The sequence below is a fragment of the Pseudomonas sp. CCI3.1 genome (genome assembly GCF_034313985.1).
Taxonomy (GTDB): Bacteria; Pseudomonadota; Gammaproteobacteria; order Pseudomonadales; family Pseudomonadaceae; genus Aquipseudomonas; species Aquipseudomonas psychrophila.
The window spans coordinates 858,790-878,190 of the sequence record NZ_JAVIWO010000001.1 but is presented as its reverse complement, the minus strand read 5'-3'; the positions used below and the strand labels follow the sequence as shown (position 1 = coordinate 878,190).

At 59.9% G+C, this 19,401-nt stretch carries 15 protein-coding genes; 12 read left to right on the top strand and 3 right to left on the bottom strand.

Annotation, left to right across the window (positions count from 1 at the left end; all coding sequences use genetic code 11):
- Positions 1 to 96 precede the first annotated feature (96 nt).
- Together RGV06_RS03845 and RGV06_RS03840 are read left to right on the top strand one after the other, a co-directional pair.
- Positions 97 to 537 (top strand): GNAT family N-acetyltransferase, encoded by a 441-nt coding sequence (locus RGV06_RS03845; protein ID WP_046809059.1) that lies wholly within the window; start codon positions 97 to 99, stop codon positions 535 to 537.
- 26 nt (positions 538 to 563) lie between these two features.
- Positions 564 to 1,049 (top strand): GNAT family N-acetyltransferase, encoded by a 486-nt coding sequence (locus tag RGV06_RS03840; RefSeq protein ID WP_019825556.1) that lies wholly within the window; start codon positions 564 to 566, stop codon positions 1,047 to 1,049.
- A 123-nt stretch (positions 1,050 to 1,172) separates the two neighbouring features.
- Here RGV06_RS03840 and RGV06_RS03835 read toward each other — a convergent pair whose 3' ends face one another.
- From RGV06_RS03835 to gspG, 3 genes are all read right to left on the bottom strand, one after another.
- On the bottom strand, positions 1,173 to 1,361 hold the full coding sequence (locus RGV06_RS03835; RefSeq protein ID WP_231984103.1) for a hypothetical protein: 189 nt from the start codon (positions 1,359 to 1,361) through the stop codon (positions 1,173 to 1,175).
- 423 nt (positions 1,362 to 1,784) lie between these two features.
- Positions 1,785 to 2,972 (bottom strand): type II secretion system F family protein, encoded by a 1,188-nt coding sequence (locus tag RGV06_RS03830; protein ID WP_019825560.1) that lies wholly within the window; start codon positions 2,970 to 2,972, stop codon positions 1,785 to 1,787.
- Positions 2,973 to 2,986: 14 nt separating this feature from the next.
- Positions 2,987 to 3,421 carry a type II secretion system major pseudopilin GspG gene (gspG, locus tag RGV06_RS03825; RefSeq protein WP_019825562.1) on the bottom strand — a complete coding sequence of 145 codons (435 nt, stop codon included), beginning with the start codon at positions 3,419 to 3,421 and terminating at the stop codon, positions 2,987 to 2,989.
- A 192-nt stretch (positions 3,422 to 3,613) separates the two neighbouring features.
- On the opposite strand from gspG, the gene RGV06_RS03820 reads away from it, so the two are divergent.
- The 10 genes from RGV06_RS03820 (at position 3,614) to RGV06_RS03775 (ending at position 19,400) form a co-directional block, all read left to right on the top strand.
- The gene (locus RGV06_RS03820) at positions 3,614 to 4,225 is read left to right on the top strand and encodes a lytic transglycosylase domain-containing protein (protein WP_322149418.1); all 612 of its coding nucleotides are present in this window, start codon (positions 3,614 to 3,616) and stop codon (positions 4,223 to 4,225) included.
- 201 nt (positions 4,226 to 4,426) lie between these two features.
- Positions 4,427 to 10,231: a manganese-oxidizing multicopper oxidase MnxG gene (gene mnxG, locus RGV06_RS03815; RefSeq protein WP_322149416.1), complete on the top strand. Its 5,805-nt coding sequence runs from the start codon at positions 4,427 to 4,429 to the stop codon at positions 10,229 to 10,231.
- A gap of 87 nt (positions 10,232 to 10,318) precedes the next feature.
- Positions 10,319 to 12,247 (top strand): YncE family protein, encoded by a 1,929-nt coding sequence (locus RGV06_RS03810; RefSeq protein ID WP_322149415.1) that lies wholly within the window; start codon positions 10,319 to 10,321, stop codon positions 12,245 to 12,247.
- Positions 12,248 to 12,260: 13 nt separating this feature from the next.
- Complete coding sequence (locus RGV06_RS03805; protein ID WP_046809063.1) at positions 12,261 to 12,917, top strand: SCO family protein; 657 nt, start codon at positions 12,261 to 12,263, stop codon at positions 12,915 to 12,917.
- A complete protein-coding gene (locus tag RGV06_RS03800; RefSeq protein WP_019825570.1) occupies positions 12,914 to 13,549 on the top strand; it encodes an SCO family protein in 636 nt (211 codons plus the stop codon). Before RGV06_RS03805 ends, RGV06_RS03800 begins: the two co-directional genes overlap by 4 nt.
- 9 nt (positions 13,550 to 13,558) lie before the next feature.
- A complete protein-coding gene (locus RGV06_RS03795) occupies positions 13,559 to 15,109 on the top strand; it encodes an ABC transporter substrate-binding protein (RefSeq protein ID WP_019825572.1) in 1,551 nt (516 codons plus the stop codon).
- 13 nt (positions 15,110 to 15,122) lie between these two features.
- The gene (locus RGV06_RS03790; protein WP_048351431.1) at positions 15,123 to 16,076 is read left to right on the top strand and encodes a peptidylprolyl isomerase; all 954 of its coding nucleotides are present in this window, start codon (positions 15,123 to 15,125) and stop codon (positions 16,074 to 16,076) included.
- A gap of 218 nt (positions 16,077 to 16,294) precedes the next feature.
- Positions 16,295 to 16,825, top strand: a complete 531-nt coding sequence (locus RGV06_RS03785; protein ID WP_037032292.1) for a response regulator — start codon at positions 16,295 to 16,297, stop codon at positions 16,823 to 16,825.
- 84 nt (positions 16,826 to 16,909) lie between these two features.
- Positions 16,910 to 18,616 (top strand): GspE/PulE family protein, encoded by a 1,707-nt coding sequence (locus RGV06_RS03780; protein ID WP_019825578.1) that lies wholly within the window; start codon positions 16,910 to 16,912, stop codon positions 18,614 to 18,616.
- A complete protein-coding gene (locus RGV06_RS03775) occupies positions 18,597 to 19,400 on the top strand; it encodes a hypothetical protein (RefSeq protein WP_048351429.1) in 804 nt (267 codons plus the stop codon). Before RGV06_RS03780 ends, RGV06_RS03775 begins: the two co-directional genes overlap by 20 nt.
- The last annotated feature ends 1 nt before the right edge of the window (position 19,401 follow it).

Genomic DNA, 19,401 nt, shown 5'->3' with positions numbered 1-19,401 from the left:
GGAGCCATCTCTTTTGGGTATGGCTGATTTGCCGTTTGTTGTGCTGTACCCGCCCGGGCAGATACCCTCTGGCGGATGATAGACAAGGAGCCGTTCATGGAAACGACAGTCAGAATCGCCAATCAGGCAGACATCAGCGCCATCTTTGATATTCGAACCAGTGTCACGGAGAACCACCTCTCCCATGATCAGTTGAACGAAATGGGCATTACGCCCGACGCCATACGCCAAGCTATGTCGGCTTCGCCATGCGTTTGGGTGGCAGAGGTTGAGGGAGTGCCGGTCGGGTTTTCAATGGCTGACGCTGAAGATGGCTGTGTGTTTGCCGCTTTTGTTCGGCCAGAGTTCGAAGGGCGCGGAGTGGGCCGCCGTCTGATGGCCAGGGCCGAGGAATTTCTGTTTCAACACCACCGCACCATCTGGCTTGAAACCGCTGAAACCAGTCGTGCCAGCGGCTTCTATCGAAGCCTGGGCTGGCAAGTGGTGGAACAGTTGCCTGAGGGTGATGTGCGTTTTGAAAAGTCACTGAACGAGTAATTTCAGTCATTGGAGCAGAGAAGAACATGGACATTCGTTTGACGCAAACACAGGACTGGATGCTGTTGAAGCACGTCCGTCTTGCAGCACTTTTGGACTCACCTGCGGCGTTTGGTGTGAGCCATGAAACGGCGGCCAACTACACCGATGCCCAGTGGCAGGAGCGTGCATCGTCAGCAATCGGAACGAAATTCTGGCTGGCGATCAAGGATGGCAAGCCGGTCGGCATGATTGGTGCCGCGTTGAGTCAAACCCATCGCTACAACTTGATCGGCATGTGGATCGCACCTGATTTCCGTGGTTCTGGCGCTGCCGCTCAACTGGTGAGGGCTGTTAAACACCAGGCCCTGCAAGATGGGCATGAATGCGTTTATCTGGACGTATCCCCGGACAACGCAAGAGCCTCCAGCTTCTATCTGAAACAAGGCTTTGTCTTTATGGATGAATGGGAACCTTTGGCAAGTCATCCCCATATAAAAGTACAAACAATGCGGTGTGCGGTACGTAACTAACCGCACTTTCTTCACCTGGTTGGATGTTATAAGTTAGTTGGGCTATTCGTTTGAATCGATACTTTCGATTAAGGGGCGCAGACGGTTTTGTTTTTGCACGTTATACCCAAGTGCAACCGAGTATCAGGGTGAACTGGCGTAGACACTTTCATTGATCATGCGTTGCAGGCTTGCAGTATTGAGCTGTTTACAGGCTTTATCTGCGTCCCCCCTGTCGGGAAAGGTGTCTGGCAGCCTGCACTGGGCCTCACTGTCATAGATATTGAAGTCTATAGGGGCGGTAGTGCAGTAGAAGCGCGATCCAATGCGCATTGATCCGGTCTCCTTGGGAACGGCAGGGACAACAACGAACCTAGGCATCACGGTATTCCTGTTTTTATATGTTGGCAGACATAAGGAATAGCGCTGCTTTGTTATTAGGGCAAGGGAGTTGTTACATCATCCGATGAGCAACCTGCGTAACCGATAAGCATTCTATTTCACCCATGCAACTCTTGCGCGACAGTGCTGTTAGCTAAGGTTGTCAGATGACTGTTGATATTCTAGCGTTCAAGTACGAAAGAACGGGTGAATGGTTTAACTTATCAGCAACCTCCCACAGCAATTAATGTGTCCCCACATCTGGGGCTAGACACTACCCCACTGTGGGAGCGAGCCTGCTCGCGAAGGCCTCACCGCAGTCCGTGCGCTAAGCCGGGTAGTCAGATTCCACAGATACAACGCGTCTGCTAGTGATCAATGAATACTGGAAGCCAGTTCGAAAATCGGGATGTACATCAGGATCACGATGACCCCGATCAGCAGGCCGATGAAAGTCATCAGCAGGGGTTCAAACAGGCGCACGAACCATTCGATCCAGCGACCAATCTCTTCGTCATAGAAGTCGGCACTGCGCTCCATCATTTGCCCAAGATTACCCGACTGCTCGCCAGCCCTCAGCAGGCGCAGGGATACCGGCGTCACCAAGTGATTGAGCTCCAGCGCGGTCGACAGTGACTGGCCTTCGCGCACCCGTTCGCAGGCCTGATCGAGGCGCAGGCTGGACGCCACCGTCAGCAGGCCACGGACCATTCCCATGGCAGTGACCAGCGGGATACCGCCTTGCAGCAAAATGCCCAGGGAACGGTAAAACCGCGCCAGTTCATACATGACGATACGTTTATGGACCGCCGGAAGTTTTTCGATCAGCCGGCCAACCGCCCGGCGAAAGGCCGGCCGGCGCTGCAGCACGATGATGGCGACGATGCTCGCCACTACAGCACCAAAAAACTCGCCCTGATGGGCGTGAAGGAACATCCCGCCGCGCATGAGCATCTGCGACAGCCAAGGCAAATTCTCGCCCAGGCCTTCGAACACCAGGCTGAAGCGGGGCACCACGTAACCCATCAAGAACAACACCACGCCACTGCCCACCACCAGCAACAACAGCGGGTATATCGATGCGCTGACGATTTTCTGCCGGACCTCGTCCATGCGTTGCCGGTAGCTGACATAACGTCCCAGAGCCTCACCCACTGCCCCGGTTTTCTCGCTGGACTGCACAAGTGCAACGTAGAGCGGGGGGAACACGGCTGACAACTGGGCCAAAGCCTGTGAGAAGGATTTGCCCTCGTACAGCAGGCGAACCAGTTCACTCAAGGTTTTTCGGGCCTGGGGTGCGGTTTCCTTTTCGGCCAGGCTTTCCAGTGCATCGATCAATGGCAGGCCGGCGTTGAGCAGGGTTGTCAGTTCCTGGCTGAACAACACCAGGTTGAAGGTCTCGCGCTGATGCAGATGCCATGCCCGCCAGCGGCGCTCGGCGTGCAGACTGACCACGCGCATGCCCTGATCTTCGACCATGCGCCGGGCCTCGCCATCGCCCTGAGCCTCGACGGTCATGGTGACCACGCCCGTTTTGCCGACTGCCTTGAGATGAAAGCGCATCGTTGCGACTCCCGTCATTGCCAACTGGTGATTTCAGCGTTTTCGCCATCGCCACCGGGCTGTCCGTCCTTGCCCATGGACAGCAGATCGTACTCACCGTTTTCGCCGGGATAGCGATAGGTGTAGTTACGCCCCCAGGGGTCCTGGGGCAGTTTTTTCTGAAGGTAAGGGCCTGTCCAGCGGGTTTCGTCGCTGGGCGCGGTGACCAATGCCTGCAAGCCTTGTTCGGTTGAGGGGTAGTGGCCGACTTCCAGCCGGTACAAGTCCAGCGCCTTGCCCAACCCTTCGATTTGCGCCTTGGCCACCTTGACCTCGGAGCGGCCCAACTGGGCGAAATACTTGGGCGCGACGATCCCGGCCAATAACCCGAGGACCACCAGTACCACCAACAATTCGAGCAGGGTGAACCCGTTTTGGATTCGCGGTGCACAACGCAAACGCTGATTCATGATGACCTCACACAGTGGGCAGCACAGTCGCCAGCAGGGCTTATGCAATTGCCATGCTAAGACCCCTCGACGTGCCTGAACCCCCGTAATTCAGCCCTCATACGATACGGCTCGGTGCTTGCATAGGGCTAACCCGCGACCGTCCACTGGGGCATTACCCCCATTTTCAGGGGCAGGTCGGGGGAGGCAAAAATGACCAAGACACTGACCACGGCACTGTTTGGCGCACTGCTGATGAGCGCTGTCGTAAACGCCGACGTGTTTGTATCCCGGGACGCCAGCGGCAGCTACGTATTGTCCAATGTGCACCGTCCCGGCCGACACTATGAACGTGTGATTCGCGAGCCTGCAGAGGCGCAGGCCAGCCTCGATCAACAGCCACAGATGATCACCGCACAGCCCTATGCCGAGATGGTTCTGGCGGCAGCGGCGGCCAATCAGTTACCGGCTGCGCTGTTGTCTGCGGTGATTCAGCACGAATCCAACTTTGACCCCAAAGCGAAATCACCCAAGGGGGCGGGAGGGCTGATGCAATTGATGCCAGACACGGCTCGGGAAATGGGGGTTACGGACGTCTACGACCCCCAGTCCAACATTCAGGGCGGAGCCAAATACCTCAAACGCATGATGACCCTGTTCGACAACGACATTGCCCTGGCCGTGGCGGCCTATAACGCCGGGCCGCAAGCGGTGCTCAGTCGTGGTGGCGTGATCCCGCCGTTCGCCGAAACCCAGCGTTATGTACCCAGCGTCCTGCGCCAATACCGGCGTTTGCAGGGGCTGGCAGCAGACGCGCCGCTGTGAACGCGGTGCTGGGGCTGATTAGCCGATCTTTGGGTATGGCAGGCAGTTCAGAAAGTGGGGAAAGGGTGGGGAATATCCCCCGTATTAACGAATTCAAAGTGTAAGCATTTGAATTTAAGCAAAAATATTTATGGCATGGCCTATGCAGTATTGGGTTTAGCGAGAATCACTCCCTGAGCACCTACAGTGAGATCAGCGATCATGAACGGCATCCCCCACGCTCATCATTTGTTAAACCTGCTGTTAATGGTCACGCCACTGATCGGTATTGAAACGGCCCAGGCTGCCGCACGTTGCGAACGCAATCTGGTGGCGAACATCGTCGCCCTGGACCAGCCGCTGATGTTCAACCGCCTGGGGGCGCAGAACGTCAACGGCATGATGTTCGCCTTGCGCCGTGATGTGGTGGATGACCACGACCAGCCATTGTCCGCAGGGGGTGCGGCGGTGCCGGGCAAGGTCACGCTTCGGCCTGACAAGCGCCCGCGGCCGCTGGTGTTGCGGGTGGCTGCCGGTGACTGCCTGACCATCAACCTGCAGAACCTGCTGGCCTACCAGGCCAACCCCGGTAGCCAGGAAAACGGGGAAGAGGGCGAGATAGAAGGCGAAGTCCAGGTCGATAACAACAACTTCAAGGTCGATGAGCAGGTCAGTGACCGCCATGTCGGGTTTCAGGTCAACGGTCTGCAAGCGGTCAACAGCATCGACGATATTTCTTCGTACACCGGGCGCAACGCCAATACTCTGGTAGCCCCCGGTGCGACCCGTTCCTATACCCTCTATGCCGAGCGCGAAGGCGCATTCGCCGCCAGCAGCCGTGGTGCCACATTCGGCGGAGAAGGGGATGCAGGCAACGTTGCCAACGGTCTGTTCGGTGAAGTGGTGGTGATGCCCAAGGGCGGTCGCCACTATCGCAATACAGTGACCGAAGAAGAGATGCGCCTGGCTTCCAGCGGCCGGACACCCACAGGCCAGCCGATTGTCGATTACCAGGCCCGCTACCCGCAGCGTCAACCCTGGATCCGGGAAGGCAAGGCCGGTACGCCGATCATCAACATGGTCGACGGCAATGAAATCATCTCCAGTGAAAGCGATGCGATTGTGATGGGCAGTAACGCCGACGGCAGTTTCCCGCCTGCGACTTATCCGCTGGAGTCCATCGGCAAACGCAACCCGGCGTTGCCCAATCGTCTTGAACCCTTCCGTGATTTTGCCTCGCAGTTCCAGGATGAAACCGCTGTCACTCAGGCCTTTCCGGCGTATTGGGCAGACCCGGTCATGGCTCACGTCCTTGAGCCGACCCGCGATTCGTTCATGATCAACTATGGCTCAGGCGGCATGGGGGCCGAAGTGGTCGCCAACCGCCTAGGGGTTGGCCCAATGCATGACTGCCTGTCGTGCGCCTATGAAGAGTTTTTTCTGAGCTCGCACACGGTTGGCGACGTAGCGATGCTGGTGGACGTACCGGCCAATGTCGGGCTGGAGAGCATCCGCCCCGGCGAGCTGCCCCGTGCCGAGCAAACAGGGGTCAAGGCAAGCATGGCGCTGTACCCGGCCGAGCCGTCCAACGTCAACCACAGCTACATCGGTGACTTCGTCAAGTTTCGCAATACCCATAACGGGCATGAGCAACACATCTTCCATTTGCATGGCCATCAATGGCTGTTCAATCCCAACGATGACAACTCCGATTATGTGGACGCCCAGGGGATTGGTCCGGGGGCCGGGTACACCTACGAAATTGCCAACGGCGGTTCGGGTAACCGCAACCGTGTAGCCGGTGATGCAATCTATCACTGCCACTTCTACCCGCACTTTGCCCAAGGCATGTGGGCCATGTGGCGGGTGCATGATGTGTTTGAAGAAGGCACCCGGCTAGAGGTGTCACAACAGGGCAGCGACGGTTATCACACTGAGCCTTTTGCCTTGCGCAGTGGTAAACCGGCCGCTGGCGCCCGGGCATTGCCCGACGGTGAAATCGTCGCAGGCACCCCGATTCCTGCAGTCGTACCGCTGCCCGGCAAGGCCATGGCGCCGATGCCAGGCAAGGTGGCTGTGGTGCCCAGAGTGAGTGAAACCCTGATTGCAGCAGGGGACGATGATGACGACGGCGAGCATCAAGGTGGTGGCGCCCGGGCCATTGGTTCGCTGGCTCTGGTGGATCGCAGTGAAGCCAACCGCAATGCTGACGGCAGCCTGAAAAACCCCGGTTATCCGTTCTGGATCGGCGGCATGGAAAGCTCGGTCGGACAACGTCCACCCACTCCGCCGCTGGATATGCTCGACGCGACCAAGGCTCAAGCACTCAAAGCCAGCGGCAAGGCTCTGTGGGCCAACCTCGACCCGGCTCAGTCCGGCGGCTGGGATGGGGGCCTTGGACGACACTCCCTGGCCGGATTTTCTTCCGGAGGCAAGGCTCACACCATTACCACCTCGCTGGATTTTTCCAAGGAGGTGACGCTGGCCAAGCCGATCTACATGCCTGAAGAGGGCACTGAGGTCGAACAGGCCGCCATGGCCTTCCACGCCAAAAAAGACCACCCCAGCTATGCCCTGTTACCCGGCAAGCAGATTGTCGCGCGCAACTTCCGCACCAACGGCGCGTTGCCAATCGCCGGTGCGCCGTATTACGAGCCGTGCATGGATGATCGGCAAAAACGCCTGACCAGTGGCGCCGGAACCGGCGAGTTCAACAGCGGCGAACGGATGGATGGCATGTCGTTCACAGGATCCTCGACCTTTACCGCGGATCGCCCACGCATCTATAAAGCGGCCAATATCCAGTTCGACGCGGTGTACAACAAGGTTGGCTACCATTTTCCCCAGGCGCGCATTCTTGCCTTGTGGGAAGACGCCTGGCCGGTGATCACCAAGCAGCGGCCGCCTGAACCACTGGTGATGCGCATGAACACCTTTGACTGCGTGCAGTACCAGCAGACCAACCTGGTGCCGGCCACCTATGAGATGGACGATTATCAGGTACGCACCCCAACCGATGTTATTGGCCAACATATTCACCTGCCTAAATGGGACCTGACTGCCGCAGACGGTTCGGCCAACGGCTGGAACTATGAAGACGGTGTGCTATCGCCCGGCGCCGTGCAGGAACGCATCCATGCCATCCGCACCTTCAACCAGTGCACGGGGGCAGATGTGCGCGATGGAACTCCGGCCTGTCCCAAAGCCAAGAATCACCCGTACTTCGGCCAGTTTGGCCGGGCTGACTGGGTGGGCGCACGCACCGCGATGCAGCGCTGGTTTGTCGACCCTGTGGTTAACAGCAAAGGCATAGACCGTGGGCTGGGGACGATCTTTACCCACGACCATCTGGGCCCGTCGACCCATCAGCAGATTGGCCTGTACGCCACCGTGCTGGCTGAACCGGCCGGTTCCACCTGGTTCCACGCCGAAACGGGTGAGCCCCTGTACAGCGGCGCGCGCCAGGATGGCGGGCCGACCTCGTGGCAAGCCGTGGTGTCCACCGGTGATCTGGACGGCGATGGCAAGAACGACAGCTTCCGTGAGTTTTTCCTCGAATACAGCGATTTTCAGCACGCCTATGAAGCGGGTGTCTATGTGGGTGCGGGCCCCAACGGAGTGCCCAATCCCCAGGCCTTTCCGGCCACGGCGGACAGCTTTCGCTACGCCATTAACCCGCCGGTGCGCAACAACGCCAGTAACTTGCTCGAAGGCATCGTCGAAGTGCAGGGCGGACGGGTTGCAGGTTGCCCAAGTCGTCCATGCCCACAGGCCATCTCTGTCGATGACCCTGGCATGTTCGTGATCAATTACCGCAATGAACCACTGGCGCTGCGGGTATACGACCCGAACAAAGTCGGCCCCGACGGCAAACGTGGCATGCAGGCAGACGGCCTTGGTGGAGACCTTGCCTATGCGTTGCAAAGCCGCACCGACCGGGCTATTGCGGCCATGAACCTGGCACCTAACCTGATCACGGCCGCCACCGGGCCAACGGGCGGGACCACGCTGTTTCCACCGCACATCAACCGTGGCGGCGCCGAACCGGGCGATCCGTTCACGCCGATGTTGCGTACCTACACGGGTGATAATGTGCGGCTGCGGGTGCATGCCGGCGGCCATGAAGAAGAGCACAACGTGACCCTGCACGGCGTGAAGTGGTTGCAAAGCGGCTCTGGCTTCGGCAACAGCTCCAACTCCGGCTGGCGCGCCTCGCAGATGATCGGGATTTCGGAACAGATGGGCTTTATCGCGCCTATCTCGATGCTGTCCAGTTCAGCTGCCACCACTGGCGATTATCTGTATTCGATGGACGCTTCGATTGAAGGTTACTGGAGCGGGATCTGGGGTGTGATGCGCAACTACACCGCACAACGAGCCGACCTGTTTGCGTTGCCCAATAACCCGAAACCGGCCGGTATGCGCAACACCGTGGCCTTCGAAGGCTCATGCCCAAGAATCAGCGCCAACCCCAATGGCATCGGAACCCGTCCCACTGTGCAGCGCAACTATGAAGTGGTCGCAGCACTGGCCAACGACATCCTCGGCAATCCGTTGGGGCTGACCCTCGGCGATCCGGCAGGCATTGGCCAGCATGTGGGCGGGCTGTTGAAACCCGCTGGCGGGACCCTGGTGTACAACTCGCGGCCGGTGAGTATCGCCCAAGTAACCGTGACCGATCCTGAAGACGGGGTAACCATGACCCTCGGCGGGCAAAGCGGCCCGCTGCACGATCCGACGGCCATCCTCTATGTACGCAAGGCCGATCTGGACCCGATCAGTGGCAAGCTCAAACCCGGCGTGCCGGTAGAGCCGCTGGTGTTGCGTGCAACGGCCGGGGACTGCATCAACATCACACTGGAAAATCGGCTGCCGAGCGTCATGCCCGACCTGGCCCAGACCGCCGTGATGCAAGGTGTAGTCAAGCGTGATCGAAATGGCAGTGACGGCTCGAGCACCTTCAGCAACAACCTGATGCGGCCCTCCAGCCATGTAGGCCTGCATGCGCAACTGCTGGCGTATGACATCACCAAGTCTGATGGTGCCAACGTCGGTGCCAACCCGGTCCAGACCGTTGCTCCCCGGCTTGGCAACAGCGGCGCGTACCCTAGCCGTACTTATCAGTACTACGCCGGTCACCTTGAGCGTGAAGGCAAACCGATCACTCAGCTGGGTCGCAGCGTCGACAACATCAACGCTACGGCCGTGGAGTTCGGCGGGCTGAACTTCACCCCGGCGGATGTGATCAAGCAGCCGCAAAAAGGCCTGGGAGGTGCCATGAGCATCCTGCCGGTGGGGGCTACCTGGGTTGACGATATCCGCAAGGTCAATGCCAGCGTTACGGCGCCGGGGCAGGCGGTTTACCGCGACTTTGCGATGGTCTGGCAAAAAGCCCTGAACATCCGCTGGGCCGGCGGTCGGCCAGTGGAAGGCATTGCGGCTGAAGGCCTGGGGGTACCGACGGATCCGCAGGACAACTCCAGCATGGCGATCAATTACAAGGCCGAACCGCTGTGGTATCGCTTCGGGCTGGCGCCAGATGCACCGTTCGGCCATGCCGACGGTGCGGGCTACGCTGACGTGCCCAATGCGCACATGGCTTACAGCAACGCGCTGGTGGGAGGCGATCCGCAAACGCCGGTGCTCTATGTGAAACCGGGGCAACCGTTCCGTACCCACATCCTGATGCCTACCGGCGGCAGTCGTGGCAGCACGTTCCAGCTGGACGGACACGTGTGGTCAGTCAACCCGTTCCAGTCGGAAAAAAGCGATCCCGGTGGCTATCCGATGTGGACTCCCGGGGTGGGCTCGGTGCGGTTCGGCTACAACCCGATGTCGATGTATATCGGCGCCCACGAGAGCGTCCTGCCGGCTGCTCACTTCAGTTTCATGCACCCGAGCGCCGGGGGCACCAATGCAATACCGGGGGACTACCTCTTCCGGGATTACGCGGCCTATGGCAACACCGCCGGGTTGTGGGGGCTGTTGCGAGTCTCCAATGAGCCCGAACCGGCCCCCGCGCCTTGATGGGCCGCAGGTATCGGCAGGAGTGAGCACGCCTGCTCCTGCCGTACGGGGGGAGCGGCAAGCGGGAATTTGAGGGGGAGAAATACCATGAGCAAGGCCATTGGAACCGGTGTTTGTGTGTGGCTGCTCGCCACAGCATTGAGTGCCCCGGGAGGCGCGTGCCGGGCGGCCGAAACCCGGGCCGAGGGCGAACAAAAACTGGTGCGTGACGGTGTAACCGTCGCCCTGCAGGTACAGTCCTTGGCCAAAGACGGCGTCTTGCGTGAAGGTGAGTTTGCCGATGTTCGCTTCCGGGTCACGGACACAACCTCCGGCCAGCCGCTGGCCGGGGTTGCGCCAGGTGCCTGGCTCGACCCGCAGGCCGTTGCCGCTGACCTGGCTCAGGGGCGTGAACACAGCTGCAAGTCGCGGGTCGGGGTGTTTCTGAAGTCGAGCATCGGCGCGCGTCCATTGCTTGATCTCAACAGCTACTACCTGATGGTCATGAACCGTGATGCGAGCGTTTCAGTGGTAGACCCGCAAGTGTCTGTAGGGGGGATCACCAGTACGTTATCGCGCATCGAACTGAAACAGCCGCCCATGGACTGGGTCACACCCGCAGACAACAAACGGGTGTTTGTTTCCATGCCCAATGCCGATGCGGTGGCGGTCATCGACAGCGAGCAATTCAAGCTGGTTGACTCGGTCGCGGCGGGCAGCAATCCGGTGCGGGTGGCTTTGCAGCCGGACGAGCGCCTGTTGTGGGTGGGCAACAATGCCAGGGCACCCGAGCAGTCCGGGGTGACGGTGATCGATGCGCAGAGCCTCAAGCCACTCAAACATGTGGCAACCGGTGCCGGTCATCATGAAATCGCCTTCAGCAAGGACAGCCGACAGGCGTTTGTCAGCAACCGCGATGACGGCACGGTGAGCATCATCGACATCGCCAGCCTGACCCTGAGCAAGCAGCTCAAGACCGGTTCGCACCCGTTGTCGATTGCCTTCTCTGCGCTGTCCCAGGCCGTGTACGTTGCTGATGGTCAGGACGGTACGGTAACAGTCGTTGACGCCGTGAGCCTGTCGGTACGCAGGGTTATCAAGCTCAAGCAGGGCCTGGGGCCGATGGGTTTCAGTGCCGACGGGCGCTTTGGCATCGTGCTCAATACCCTTGAAAATCAGGCTTCGGTCATCGACGCCAGCAACGACTCGTTGATCCATGACGTGGCGGTGTCCGCCGAACCTTATCAAGTGGTGTTCACCAAGGCTTATGCCTACATACGCGGCCTGGCGTCGGCCAAGGTCACGATGATCAACCTCGCCTCGCTGGGAGAAGGGCGCACCCCGATCAGTCAGGGTTTCGAAGCCGGTCCCCAGGCGCCGCGCCTTGCCGGTGATTTGCCTCTGGCCTCAAGTCTGGCGGTGTCGCGGGACGACAATGCGGTGTTCGTGGTCAACCCGGTGGACAACACCACTTACTTCTATGCAGAGGGCATGAATGCCCCGATGTCGGGTTACCCCAACCGCGGCCAAGTGGCGCGGGCAGCAATGGTGATTGACCGCAGCCTGCGGGAAGTCTCGCCCGGGCTCTACAGCGCGCGGATCAAGCTGCCTCCCGCCGGGCGTTTCGATGTGGCCTTCCTGTTGAATCAACCCAACATCATTCACTGCTTCACGGCGGATGTAGAGCCGGCCATACAGAGTACCCGGGTCGCGGGCGTGCCCAAGGTCGAGTTCATGCTCGATACCGTCACAGCGACCCTTGGCAGTCCCTATGTGGTGCGCTTTCGCATTGTTCAGGGCAAGCAAAACACTCAACGCAGCGGGGTCAAGGATGTCCAGGTGCGTTACTTCCTCGCACCGTCCTCACGAGCGCAATCGGTGGCGGCGCTGGAGGTGGGTGAGGGTGTTTATGAAGTTCCGCTGACGCTCAACCAGCCCGGTGCCTGGTACTTGCATGTACGTGCCGCGTCCCTGGGTGCGGGCTTCGACGACAAGACTTTTGCCAGCGTGCGGGTTGCCCCCGGCGCTGCTCATTGAAGAGGAAATCGACATGAACCGATTTGCGCAGTGTGCTTTCACGACTTTCTGGCTGTTGGCTTACGGTATTGGCCAGGCCCAGGCTCATTCGGCGGATGAACATGCCGGCCACGACATGACGGCAACCCCCGCTAGCGCCCAGGGCGCCCCGGTCAGTTTTGCCAACGTCGCGCTGGTCGACCAGAACGGCAAATCGGTGCATCTGGAGCCTGACCTGGTGGCTAACAAGATCGTGGTCATGAGCTTCATCTACACCAGCTGCACCACGGTCTGCCCGGTGGTGTCCTCCATCATGGGCAAGGTGCAGAAACAACTGGGTGCACGGGTCGGCAGCGAAGTGCAACTGGTCTCCATCAGCATTGACCCGCAGCGTGACGATAGCGGTCGGCTGAATGAATACGCCCGTGGCTTTCAGAGCGGACCGGGCTGGAGCTGGCTGACGGGGTCGACCCAATCGGTCAATGACACGCTCAAGGGCTTGGGGACGTTCAGTGCCGACTTGAAAAATCATGCTCCGCTGATTCTGGTGGGGGATGGCAACAGTCGGAACTGGACCCGTTATTACGGTTTCACCGACCCTGCGGTGCTGATTCATGAAGTGGAAAAACTCAGCGGCCAGCGCGGGGCCCATGCCAAACACACCGCCGTTGCAATGGAGCAGCATCCATGAAAACCCTGGACCGTATTGCTCTGAGTGTGTGTTTTTGCCTGTTCAGCACAGCGGCGCTCGCCCACGAAGGGCATAACCCGTCGGTACCAGAAGAACCTGCGACCACCGCGACTGTGGCAGCGCCGGCCACCGGCACCCGCGACGCAAAAACCTGGTTCACCGACACCCCGCTGTTGGATCAGAATGGTCAGACACTGCGCTTCTACAGCGATGCCTTGCAAAACCGTGTGGTGTTGCTGAACGTGATATTTACCAGCTGCACCGATGCCTGCCCGTTGATCACCCGCAAGCTCAAGGAAGTGCGTGAAGTACTGGGGGACAAGGCCGACGGCATTACCTTTATTTCCCTTACCAGTGATCCGCTGCGTGACACGCCGGCGGTGCTCAAGGCTTACACCTTGAAACAAGGGGTCGATGATCCCCACTGGCTTTTTTTGACCGGCAACAAGGCGCAGATGGAACTGGTGCTGGGGCGCATTGGCCAGATCGTACCAACGCCCGAGCAACACTCCACGCAGCTGATTGTGGGCGACGTGGCCAACAAACGCTGGAGCAAGATACGCCCCGATGCCCCGGCTGCTGCCATTGCCCAGCGTTTGCAGCTGCTGACAATGCCAGTGGTCGGGCGTTGAGCGCGTCCCATGAACGCCTCACTCGCCTCTGCAATGCTACTGCTCTCAGGCGTCATAGCCTGCGCCCAGGCATTGCCACTGACCCCCGACGAAAGTGCCGGCAAGCGCCTGTACCGTGAGGGTATGTCGGCGAGCGGTGAGCCCATCATGGCCAGGGTCGGCGTCGCCGGCATGTTGTTGCCCGCCACCAGCCTGCCATGTGCCAACTGCCACGGCACCGATGGGCTCGGACGCCCTGAGGGCGGGGTACGACCGCCAGACCTGAGCTGGTCACGGCTCAGCAGCCGTCATGGCCAGCAGCAGGTCAATGGCCGCAATTACCCGGCGTACTCGGACGGCGCGTTGGCCCGGGCCGTTCAGGAGGGCCGTGATCCCGGCGGCAATCGGCTCGACCCGGCCATGCCGCGGTTCGTGCTGTCGATCAATGACCAGCGCAACCTCACGGCTTATCTCAAGCGCGTGACCGATGATCGTGATCCCGGCCTTGATGCCAAAACCCTGCACTTGGGCACCTTGTTGCCTGCCGAAGGACCGCTGGCCGAAGAGGGCGCCACCCTGGCTGCGGTGCTCAATGGCAGCGTGGCGCAAATCAACCAGGCCGGAGGCATTCATGGTCGGCAGCTGCGCCTGACCATCCTCGATCCCGGCCCGGATCGCGCCAGCGCCGAGCAGGCACTGGACCGGCTGATCGAACAGGAGCAGGTATTCGCCATGATCGCGCCACTGGCCCCTGCACTGGACACATCGCTTGCACAGCATCTGGAACAGGCGGGCGTTCCGTTGATCGGTGCGTTGTCACTGCTCGGCACGAGCCAGTCCAGCAGACTGATATTCGAACCCTTGCCCGGGCTGCGCGAGCAACTCATTGCGTTGGCCGACTTCGCCAGCCAGCAGCTTGAAGCGCTGCAGGGGCCCACGTTGATCCTGTACGCCGGCGCACCCGGACAGCAAAAGGTCGCGGATGAACTTGGCCTCTATTTACAGGCTCATGCCTGGCAAAACGTCCAGGTGCAGACCTACGACCCGGTGCAGGAGCTACTCCCGCCTGCTTCCCGCTCGGTATTTTACCTGGGTAGCAGCGGCGGTTTCAGTCGTCTCGCCATCCGCTTGCAGGCGGCAGGTCAGGCGCCGTATCTGTTTGCCACGGCGCAGCAGGTGGCAGGGGATCTGTTTCAAGTCCCCGTTGAGTTTTCCCGCCGAGTGTTTATTGCCTACCCCTTTATACCCAGTGACTGGACACCGGCCGGGCGTCTGGCGCTGACCCGGGTTCGCGAGTCCGCGGGCCTGGGCGGGCAGTACGCCTTTGTGCAAGTAGGTGCCTTCAGTTCGATGCTGTTGTTCGCCGAAGGCATGAAGCAGGCCGGAAGGGATGCCAGTCGTGAAAAACTGGTCAGTGCCCTGGAAGGCCTGCATGACTTTGCCACCGGGCTGACACCGCAGATCAGCTTCGGTCCCGGTCGTCGGCTGGGGCTCAATGGAGCCCATGTCGTCACACTGGAACTGCCGGATCAGCGCTTTTACCTGGTAGCCCCCTACAAACCCGTTGCTGCGATGCCCTGACCGGAGACCCCTTATGAAACTCAATAATTGGTTGATCCTGCTGACCCTCTGGGGTCCCGTGGCGTTGTGCAGCAATGAGCCCGTCGTGGCACGGGTCAATGGCGTCGAAATCCCCGCCTTTCGCCTGGAACGCTATTTCGCCGAGTACCTGGAAGATCAGGGACGGGCAGTGGGCAACATTCGCAATCCCAAGGCTTATCAGCAATTACGGCTGAAGGCGCTGGATGCCTTGATTGACAAGGAATTGCTCTGGCAAGAAGCCGTCAAGCGAGACGTAGTGATCAGCGATGCGGTGGTAACTGAGCAAGTCGAGAAAACGCGCCAGGCAGTGGGTGGCGCCGATGTGTTTGCACGCAAGCTCAACGATGCCGGCTTCGACGAGGCCAGTTATACCGAGTACACCCGCCGCGAACTGGCGGCGCAAAAGGTGTTTGCCGAAATGACAGCGGTCGCCCCGCCGGATGAGCAGCAGGTGCGCGACTTTTACGAGGAACACCGCAGTGAAATGAACCGTCCGGCGCAGGTGCAGGCCCGGCATATCCTGATCAAGGTCCCTCAGGGGGCGAGTGCCGCCACAATCGAAGCCGCGCGACTACGCTTGGTAGAGGTACGTCGGGAAATTATCGGGGCCGCCGATTTTTCCCGCGTGGCCAAAAGCCGTTCTGAAGGTTCATCAGCCAGCGCCGGCGGGGATCTTGGCTACTTTTCCAAGGGGCGCATGTTGCCTGAGTTTGATGAAGTGGCCTTTAGCATGGCTCCGGGCGAAATCAGCCAGCCGGTGCGCACTGCGGTGGGATGGCATCTGATTTATGTGGAGAACCACTTGGATGAAGTTGATGTCACAGAAGAACAGGGATTTGCAATGGTTCGCACTTATCTCGTCCAACAGCAACAGTCTCAGGCGCGCCTTCAGGTCCTGGAACAGCTAAGGTCGCGCAACCGGATCGAACGGACTAACACTGAGTGAAGCCGGCCCCAATAGTGGGGAAAAGCTTCAAGCCACACCCGTGCGCGTCCCCGCCTTTGGGGGATGGAGTAACAGGGATAATTTTTTATCATGAGTATCAAGGAGATGCAGCGGCAGTAAGACCGCTGCGTTGCCTGGCATGAAGTGTGCTCAAGCCTAAGTAAGGTGAGCACTCCGTCAGGCTTGATACTCGGACCTGCGGTTACAAGGAGTCCACCTTGGTGAACAAAGTACTGGTTGTTGATGACGAGCAGCTGCTTGCACAAAACCTGCAGGATTATCTGCAGGCGCAAGGGCTGGAAGTCCAGATAGCGCACGAAGGTGCCAGAGCCATTGGTGTAGCCGAGGGTTTTGCTCCCGATGTGGTGGTGTTCGATTACCGCTTGCCCGATATGGAAGGTTTTGAAGTTCTCGATACCGTTCGCCAGAACAGGACGTGTCACTTTGTACTGATTACCGGGCACCCCACCACAGAAGTGTGTGATCGGGCCCGCAAGCGAGGGGTCAGTCATATCCTGTTCAAGCCGTTTCCATTGGCCGAACTGGCACGAGCAATTTTTGACCTTTTAGGGGTGAACCGCGAATCGGGCACAAGCCCCAACCGCGCTGAAGGATTCGTCGAACGACGCAAGAACAGGAACGAGAGTTTCCCGCTGCAGTTGTACGACGGCAGTTGGGTGCTGGCGGATCGCCGACGAACAACGGCATCCAATGCCCCTGACGACGAACACTTGCTCACCGGGAAGTAGTGACGCGACAAGACGTTCCGGCTCAGGCCGCAATAGCTCGCCGCGTCGACAGGGCATCAAGCCCCCGGCGTTGGAGAGCAAGCCATGGACCGTCTATCCCTTGCCGTAGAACCGGCGCTCCCGGACTGCGTACCGTCTCCTTTCTCCAGTGAACAACTGGCCCAGGCCCGCGCACTGGCTGTCACTTCAGGCGAACGGGTACTTCAAGCACTAGGGGTACTCTGTGAACTGGCCCCCATGCCTTTCATCGAATGCCTCGGTCGCACGCTGCACTACCCCGTTCTGGACACCGATACCCTGTTCAAGGCCACCCCGGTATTCGACCGGGTCACTCTGGCCCAATGCCTCAAACGCGAATTCATGCTGCTGCGCCATGACGACATGGTCATTGGTGTGTTTGCCGATCCCTTTGATACCGCGCGGTTGGCCTGGATCGATGACTGCCTGCATGGTGCGCCGCTGTACCTGGTGCATGCCGATGACCTCAAGGCCTACCTGGCCCGTCATGAAGAGAGCTTTCATGCCGTGGAATCGCTCAATGCCCAGGCCGATACCCATGTTGAGCGGGATAACCTGCAAAGCTTGTCCCTGACCAGCATCAGTGAAGATGCCAGCGTCGTCGTCAAACTGGTCAACTCAACCCTCTACGACGCACTGAAAATGCATGCCAGCGATATCCACCTGGGCACTACCGGTGGCGGCCTGGTGATCAAGTACCGCATCGACGGTGTGCTGAACAACATCAGCAAGATCCAGGGCAGCGAGTTCGCCGAGCAGGTGATCTCCCGGGTCAAGGTCATGGCCGAACTGGATATCGGCGAGAAGCGCGTGCCTCAGGATGGCCGTTTCAAAATTGGTATCAGCGGTCGTCAGATCGACTTTCGGGTGTCGATCATGCCGAGCATATTTGGCGAAGACGCCGTGCTGCGGGTACTGGACAAGCAGGACCTGGCCGACAAGGTCAGCGGCGTACAGTTGCAGGCCCTGGGCTTCGCCGATGAAACCCTGCGCCAACTGCGGCGCCTGGCAGCCGAACCCTACGGCATGGTGCTGGTCACCGGCCCCACCGGCAGCGGCAAGACCACCACCCTCTACGCGATGATCACCGAGATCAACCACGGCGTGGACAAGATCATCACCATTGAAGACCCGGTGGAATACCAGTTGCCGGGAGTCTTGCAGATTCCGGTCAACGAGAAAAAAGGCCTGACCTTCGCCCGGGGCCTGCGTTCGATTTTGCGTCATGACCCGGACAAGATCATGGTCGGCGAAATTCGCGACCCCGACACCGCGCAGATTGCCGTGCAATCAGCCCTCACCGGACACCTGGTATTCACCACCATTCACGCCAACAACGTGTTCGACGTGATTGGCCGGTTTACCCAAATGGAAATCGACCCCTATAGCCTGGTCTCGGCCCTGAACGCAGTGCTTGCCCAGCGGTTGATCCGGCTGGTCTGTGCAACCTGCAGCACGCCGTATCAGCCCAGTGTCGATGAGCTGCACCTCTCAGGTCTCGATCCAGACAAGGTCTCTGGCTACCACTTCGTCCATGGCAAGGGTTGCGGCCATTGCCGGGGCACCGGTTATCGCGGGCGCACGGCCATTGCTGAGTTGCTGCACCTGGACGATGAACTGCGCCAGATGATTGTCGAGCGTCAGCCCGTAGCAAAGATCAAGGCCCTGGCCTGTAGCCGTGGCTTGCGCCTGCTGCGCGAGTCAGCCCTGGAACTGGTGCTGGAAGGGCGGACCACGCTCGAGGAGATCAACCGTGTCACTTTTATCTCGTGATCAGTATGTGGCCGTGCTCGGCGCCAGTGGTGTGGGCCTTGGCCAGTGCCACGGCGGCGAAACCCGCTGGCTGAGCAGCGTCGGATTTATCGACGAAGGCTTCCATGCGTGGGCGGTTGCCCTGGAAACCCTGGACCGTCTTTTGGGTGAGCACACAGCGACTGGAGCCCAATTGCGGGTAGTGATTTCCGGGCACTTCAGCCGCTTTTGCCTCGTGCCCTGGAGCGAGCAGATCAACCGTCCCGATGAGCTGCAGGGGTTCGCCAAATTGTGTTTCGAGGACCTTTACGGCGCCCCGAGCCAAGCCTGGAGCCTGGTGTTGTCGGCCGAGCCGTCAGGCTACGACCGGATCGCGGCCGCGCTCCCCCAGGCACTGCTGGAGCGCTTGCGCAGCCTGGCCAAGGGGCGCGGCCTGCACCTGAATTCGGTCCAGCCTTACTTGATGGCTGCGTTCAACCATTTCGACAAACACCTGGATAGCGACGACTTTCTCTTCGTCGTGGCTGAGCCTGTGCGCAGCGTTTTGCTGCTGGCTCGGCAAGGGCGCTGGGTTGCAGTGCGCTCGGTGGGCAGCAGCGACAGCGATACGGCTCTAAGGGCATTAATCAGTCGCGAGCTCCAGCTGCAAGGGGATAGCAGCGAGCAACCCTTGAGCATTTACCTGCACGCTCCGGCACGCCTGGACTCACCGCCCCAGGTGCCGGGTGTGCTGCTGTGTACGCTGGACGAGGACCGCACGGGCGTACGCGACAGCCTGTATGCCATGTCCCGGGCGGTGGCCTGAC

Coding starts and splice junctions, on each gene's coding strand:
- RGV06_RS03780 (WP_019825578.1), top strand. CDS start 16,910: ATGGACCGTCTATCCCTTGCCGTAGAACCGGCGCTCCCGGACTGCGTA.
- RGV06_RS03800 (WP_019825570.1), top strand. CDS start 12,914: ATGAAAACCCTGGACCGTATTGCTCTGAGTGTGTGTTTTTGCCTGTTC.
- RGV06_RS03805 (WP_046809063.1), top strand. CDS start 12,261: ATGAACCGATTTGCGCAGTGTGCTTTCACGACTTTCTGGCTGTTGGCT.
- RGV06_RS03830 (WP_019825560.1), bottom strand. CDS start 2,972: ATGCGCTTTCATCTCAAGGCAGTCGGCAAAACGGGCGTGGTCACCATG.
- RGV06_RS03795 (WP_019825572.1), top strand. CDS start 13,559: ATGAACGCCTCACTCGCCTCTGCAATGCTACTGCTCTCAGGCGTCATA.
- RGV06_RS03820 (WP_322149418.1), top strand. CDS start 3,614: ATGACCAAGACACTGACCACGGCACTGTTTGGCGCACTGCTGATGAGC.
- gspG (WP_019825562.1), bottom strand. CDS start 3,421: ATGAATCAGCGTTTGCGTTGTGCACCGCGAATCCAAAACGGGTTCACC.
- mnxG (WP_322149416.1), top strand. CDS start 4,427: ATGAACGGCATCCCCCACGCTCATCATTTGTTAAACCTGCTGTTAATG.
- RGV06_RS03845 (WP_046809059.1), top strand. CDS start 97: ATGGAAACGACAGTCAGAATCGCCAATCAGGCAGACATCAGCGCCATC.
- RGV06_RS03840 (WP_019825556.1), top strand. CDS start 564: ATGGACATTCGTTTGACGCAAACACAGGACTGGATGCTGTTGAAGCAC.
- RGV06_RS03810 (WP_322149415.1), top strand. CDS start 10,319: ATGAGCAAGGCCATTGGAACCGGTGTTTGTGTGTGGCTGCTCGCCACA.
- RGV06_RS03835 (WP_231984103.1), bottom strand. CDS start 1,361: ATGCGCATTGGATCGCGCTTCTACTGCACTACCGCCCCTATAGACTTC.
- RGV06_RS03790 (WP_048351431.1), top strand. CDS start 15,123: ATGAAACTCAATAATTGGTTGATCCTGCTGACCCTCTGGGGTCCCGTG.